Genomic DNA, 5,274 nt, shown 5'->3' with positions numbered 1-5,274 from the left:
AGAGCAGACCGAGGGTGTTGAGGTGATCGATGTTCGGGTTCGTCTCGTCCCCGCCGGCCTCGATGAGGCAGACCTTTTTGCCAGCGTCGATGAGTCTGCGCGCGATCACGCAGCCGGAGGATCCCGCGCCGACGATCACATAGTCGAAGTGCTCGGTGGGGAAGTTTTCGCTGTGCTCGGTGATCGAGTCCGGCTGACTGACTGTGCGGTTATCGTCGGTGGCGTTCATGACGTCAGACTAGTGACCTGGTTCACTGCCCGATAGGGGTGGGTGGGACCTCTGCGCGCACAAGCAAGACGAGTCACCTCTCGTGCGCGCAGGGTCAATGCGCACACGAGTGATTCTTCTGGTTTTGGGGAGCGGACAGCCACACTGCCTCGGCGGTCAAAGCCCTATAGTGGCCATCAAATCACCAGATCAACCAACACAGGAGGCGCAATGCTGTTCGTTGCACGCATGGACGTCGTATTCCCCGAATCGATGACCGACGAGACCAAAGCCGATTTCCAGGTCAAGGAGAAGGCCTATTCGGCTGACCTCCAGGAGCGCGGAATCATGAAGGGCATCTGGCGTATCGTGGGCGAATACTCCAACATCTCGATATACGAGGTCGACGACCTCGACTTCCTGCACGCAACCTTCCAGGGTTTCCCGATGTTTGCCTACATGAACGTCAAGGTCACGCCCCTGGCGAAGCACCCCAACGCCACGACGGATGACTTCTTCCGCCAGCTCTGAACGTCAACCGCCTTTCGCGCCGACTGACGATCACGCTTCATAGACCAGATTTCCTTCGAAGTATGTCTTCACAACCGTGGTCTCATGCAAGTGTGCTGGTTCGGCGGCGAACAGGTCCCGGTCGAGGACGATGAAATCGGCCGATAGTCCGGGTCGCAGCATTCCCGTCTTCTCACCCAGGCCCATGGCCTGGGCAGGGTTGCGCGTGAATGCAGCGACCGCCTGCTCGACTGTGAGTGCTTCGCCGGCGTTGAGCTGACCAGGAACTTCAGGGGCCGGATTCGCCCTCGTGATCAGCGTGGCCAGCCCGGTCCATGGGTCCGGGGTGGGCGCGGCGCAGGGCCAATCGGAACCGCACGAGACCAGCGCCCCGGATTCGATGAGTCGTCGCAGCGGCCAGGATCGTGCAAAGGTCTCAGCGGACACCTGTTTGGCCATCGACTCCTGCATCACAGAAGGAAACCACAGGTACGGCGATGCGTCGGGGACAACCTGAAGCTGCGCGAATCGAGCCAGGTCATCGTCATGGACGTACTCGACATGGGCGATGTGGAATCTGGTGTCCCACCCCCGCTCCTTGCGAACCGTCTCCACGGCGTCGAGGATCATCCGCACGGCTCCATCGCCGGTGGCATGCAGCTTCGCATTGAGACCGCGATCGGCAAGTGCCAGCAGTGATGCGATGAGTTCGTCCCGATCCCACAGCGGCTCGCCGGTGAAGTTCGGATCATCGTCGGGATGATGGCATTGATACGGATTGACCAATGCCGCGGTTCGCGTCATCGGCACACCGTCGAGCACATATTTCGCGAAGGTCGGATGCAGATGGTCCGAGTGGTTCTCATCTCCGACCCGGTACAGCTCTCCACCGGTGATGCCCTCTTCGAGGAATGGCTGGGCCGGCATTGACGCCACAACGTGCGCTGTCAGATCGCTTGCCTCGTCGAGGTCCCGCAGCGTCCGCAGCGCATAGTCCATCGTCGCGGATTCCTGGACGGCAGTCACCCCGTAGGAATTGAGCGTCTGCACGGCGGTGCCGATTGCCTTCGCATGGAAGTCCGCCACGTCGTCGATCGCATTTAAGACGGCAGCCTCCGCCGGGCTGCAGGCCAGCTCGGTGAGAACGCCGTTGAGTCTGCCCTCGCCATCTCGGACGTACGTGCCACCTTCCGGGTCAGAGGAATCCTCTCTGATGCCGAGGATCTCCAACGCAGCAGAGTTCACCCACCGGTTGTGCATCGTGTCATCGCGCAACAGCACGGGATGACCATCGGCCGCCTCGTCGAGGGTGTGCAGGTCGTGATGGGTGAGATCGTCTACCACGGTCGAGCCGACGATTCCGCCGACCACCCACTGGCCAGGCTCCAGATCGGCCCGCCAGGTGCGGACATTCGCCGCAATCTCAGCGACACCGTCGCTGGGCAGGACCTGCAGCTCGAACGCAAGCTGGCGCCCGCCGAGCCCGAGGTGGGCATGGACGTCGACCAGTCCGGGCATCGCGAACCGACCGTCGAGGTCGACCACCTCGGCGTCGGCAGTGACGGACGAACGCACCTCGTCAAGCGCTCCGACCGTACGAATCCTCCCAGCGACGACGGAGAAGGCCTCGACGAATGGCTGCTCGGGATCGCTCGTGCAGATGCGCCCATTGGTGACGATGAAATCCTTCACGCCTCACCCCTCGCAGCAGTCGCCGGCGGACTCGCCGCAGTGCCTGCCGGAATCCGGGGCGGGGACGTCAAGGACGGGGGAGCGGTCGAAGAATCCTTCCGGGCGCAGTTTGAACCCGACCGTGTCCACGGGCATGATCGGCCAGTCTTCGACCCGTGGGAAGTGCGTGAGGCCGAAGCTGTGCCACAGCACAATATCCTCACCGTCGACATTCCGGTCCGCGGCAGTCCACGCCGGCAGGCCCGCATGCCCGGGGTGTTGGTTCGGGAAATCACCGGTCGGATAACGCTCGTCCTCGTGATACTGCGAGACCCACAGTGCCTTCGACGCGAACGTCGCCCGCCGATGGATCGACGAATCCTCGGCCGCCAGCAGAGTCGGCAGTCCCGTCGGATGGAGTTTGTACCCGACAGGCTCGCCGAGGCGGTTGACCGATTCCGGGTTCGACACCACCCAGGTCCGAGCTTTCGACTGATCCGCGTCGCGCTGGGCAGCCAGTTCCGTGCCGAGGACGGTGCGCTTGCGGCTGAAGGCATTGCCACGCGGATTCGTCTCCGAGGTCGGCAGACGCACCACGTCCTCCTCCTCGACCCGGCATTTGCCGCCGTCGAGGGCGAAGTCGAGTCGTGCCCCGAAGAGGTGCTGGTGGAACGGGGCACCTAAGCCGGGTGCGATTTCGGAAGCGAATTCCGTTGATCCGTTCGGCAGCGCCGAGGTGAAGACGACACCGGTGGCCTTCGCCTCGAATTCGATCGTGCCGTCGAGGTAGAGGTACCAGTAGAAGCCGTAGTCATAGTTGCCCACGGTGGTGAAGAAGGAGACGACGAACCGGCGATTTCGTCTGGTGTAGGCCACGTCTGACCACAGGTCATAGTGCTTGGCCAGGATCGACGCGTCCTCCTCGTGCATGCAGACGCCGTTCTTGATCTGCCGAGGTTCGCCGAGGTTGTTCGCCACCCACGGGGAGAGATACGTGATGTCGCCGAGGCAGTCACACCCCAGTTCCAATGAGTTCGCCCACTGCCCGACGAGGTATTCACCCGTGTCGAAGTAGTTCTGCCAGGACCGCACGGGGGACGGGTCGCCGTAGGGGACGACCATCTCTGCGATTGCGGCTCGGTCGAGGATCGTACGAGTGCGCTCGCCGTCTGTGAAGGCGATGTTGTGCAGGATGAGGCCCTCGCGCATGTCGAAGCCGACGTCGAATGACCACTTCTCCCATTCGATGTGATTGCCCTCGGTCAGCGTGAAGCTCGGGCCTTCGGGCTGGGTGATCTCGATCGGCTTCTGCGTGGTGCGCACCGGGCCTGTCAGCTCCGGGTCCGTGTAGTTTCCGTGCTCGGTGGGCACCGGAATATCCTCGAGATCGAGGATCTGGTCAACGGTCTTGTTCGTCACGTCGACATAGGCGACGAGTCCGTCGATCGGGTGCGCCCACGCGGAATCACTCTCGTGCTGCTGGTGGAATGCCAGCCCGCGCAGGATGCGCCGGCCCGACTCCTCCGGGTATTCGAAGACCCCGGCCGACAGCGGCGCGACCCGAACCTCGGCAACGGGCAGACCGCGACGTGTCAGGATCTCCTGCCATTTCGGATCGGCGGCGAGAACCTCCTCGACGAGTTCGAACTCCTCTTCCATGACAGGAAATTCGCCCTCGGTGGTGGAGTCCACCTCGGCGAGGGAATCAACTCTCGAATGGGTCGCGGAGACGATGATGTCGCGGGCCGTGCCTGCGGTTTTGTTCAGGATGAGAGCCCGGAAACGGCGGTCGGCCTCGGCGGCGGTCCGGGTCTGGCCGCGGACGGGATCGAGCAGTCCGACGTAGCTCAGGCGCGCCTCGGCGGGGAAGTGCCCGGCTTCGCGCAGCACCGAGGTCACGGTCGCGAGCTCTGCCTCCGTGGGCAGCGAGAACGGTGTGAGTGCGGTCGGTGTGGAAGGATCGGCAGGAGTGGGATGGCAAGACATGTGTGCACCTTTGCAACGTCATCGGTGTGTTCTGATTCACTTAATAACCTACGCTTGTAGAAAATAAAGTCAAGAGCGGGACCGGAGGATGTATGCCCAAGATCGTCGATCACGATCAGCGTCGGCGCGAGCTCGTCGAGGCGACCCTGCGCATCATTGTCCGCCAAGGGCTGGCCAGGGCGACGATGCGCGATATCGCCACCGAAGCCGGATTCGCCAACGGAGCGATCAAGTCCTACTTCGCCTCCAAGTCCGACCTGCTCGCGGCCACCTACCTGTTCGTCTACGAGGCCACCAACCGCCGCGTCGAACTCTCCACCGCCCACGTACGCGGCATCGCCGCACTGCGGGCCTTCGCCGACGAGGTCCTCCCGGTCACCCCTGAACTCCACGATGAGGCTCGCGTCGTGCTGTCATTCCTCGCCGAGGTGGCCCAGAGCCCCGAACATGCCCGGACCACCCGGGGGACCATGGCGCTGTGGCGCACGTGGATCCTCGGCTGGCTTCGCCAGGCCGACGCCGATGAAGAATTGGCCGCCGAGGTGGTGCCTGAACCCGCCGCCGATGTACTCCTGACCTATCTGCTCGGTGCACAGACCACCGCAATCATCGGTGGCGACGCGTTCGACTTCGCAGGCTTCCGCAAGCAGCTCGACTATGTCATCGGCCGAATGTCGGCCGAGCCATCGGGTGAAAATGACCAATTGGTCGGTAAATCCTGATGGACCCGTGACTCCCTGCGCAGTTGGGGATAGAGTGAGCGCCAAGCGGTCGGGCGATACTGACGTCGCCGATCGGTTGTCTCTGAGAAGGACGAAGATGTTATTGGAGAGCACAGCCTCAGACTTCGACGGGTGGCAGGCCCTCGTCTCGGACTCGTTCGTGCCGCTGGACACCGA

General features: G+C 63.0%; 5 protein-coding genes. 2 read left to right on the top strand and 3 right to left on the bottom strand.

The window, feature by feature from the left end; translation table 11 throughout:
- Window positions 1-229, bottom strand: a 229-nt coding sequence (locus L0G76_RS13825; protein ID WP_304357750.1) for an NAD(P)-binding protein, incomplete at its 3' end; no start/stop codon positions are given.
- Window positions 230-439: 210 nt separating this feature from the next.
- On the opposite strand from L0G76_RS13825, the gene L0G76_RS13820 reads away from it, so the two are divergent.
- Window positions 440-739 carry a muconolactone Delta-isomerase family protein gene (locus L0G76_RS13820; protein WP_304357749.1) on the top strand — a complete coding sequence of 100 codons (300 nt, stop codon included), beginning with the start codon at window positions 440-442 and terminating at the stop codon, window positions 737-739.
- A gap of 30 nt (window positions 740-769) precedes the next feature.
- Here the strand turns inward: L0G76_RS13820 and L0G76_RS13815 are convergent, their stop codons facing one another.
- Window positions 770-2,410, bottom strand: a complete 1,641-nt coding sequence (locus L0G76_RS13815; RefSeq protein ID WP_304357748.1) for an amidohydrolase — start codon at window positions 2,408-2,410, stop codon at window positions 770-772.
- A 3-nt stretch (window positions 2,411-2,413) separates the two neighbouring features.
- A complete protein-coding gene (locus L0G76_RS13810; protein WP_304357747.1) occupies window positions 2,414-4,375 on the bottom strand; it encodes a primary-amine oxidase in 1,962 nt (653 codons plus the stop codon).
- A 92-nt stretch (window positions 4,376-4,467) separates the two neighbouring features.
- Between L0G76_RS13810 and L0G76_RS13805 the strand changes: the two genes are divergently transcribed.
- Complete coding sequence (locus L0G76_RS13805; RefSeq protein WP_304357746.1) at window positions 4,468-5,097, top strand: TetR/AcrR family transcriptional regulator; 630 nt, start codon at window positions 4,468-4,470, stop codon at window positions 5,095-5,097.
- The last annotated feature ends 177 nt before the right edge of the window (window positions 5,098-5,274 follow it).

Source organism: Brevibacterium picturae (genome assembly GCF_030453725.1).
In the GTDB taxonomy this organism is placed as follows: domain Bacteria; phylum Actinomycetota; class Actinomycetes; order Actinomycetales; family Brevibacteriaceae; genus Brevibacterium; species Brevibacterium sandarakinum_A.
Note: the sequence above shows the minus strand (reverse complement) of the source record. Positions and strands in the feature narration are given on the sequence as shown.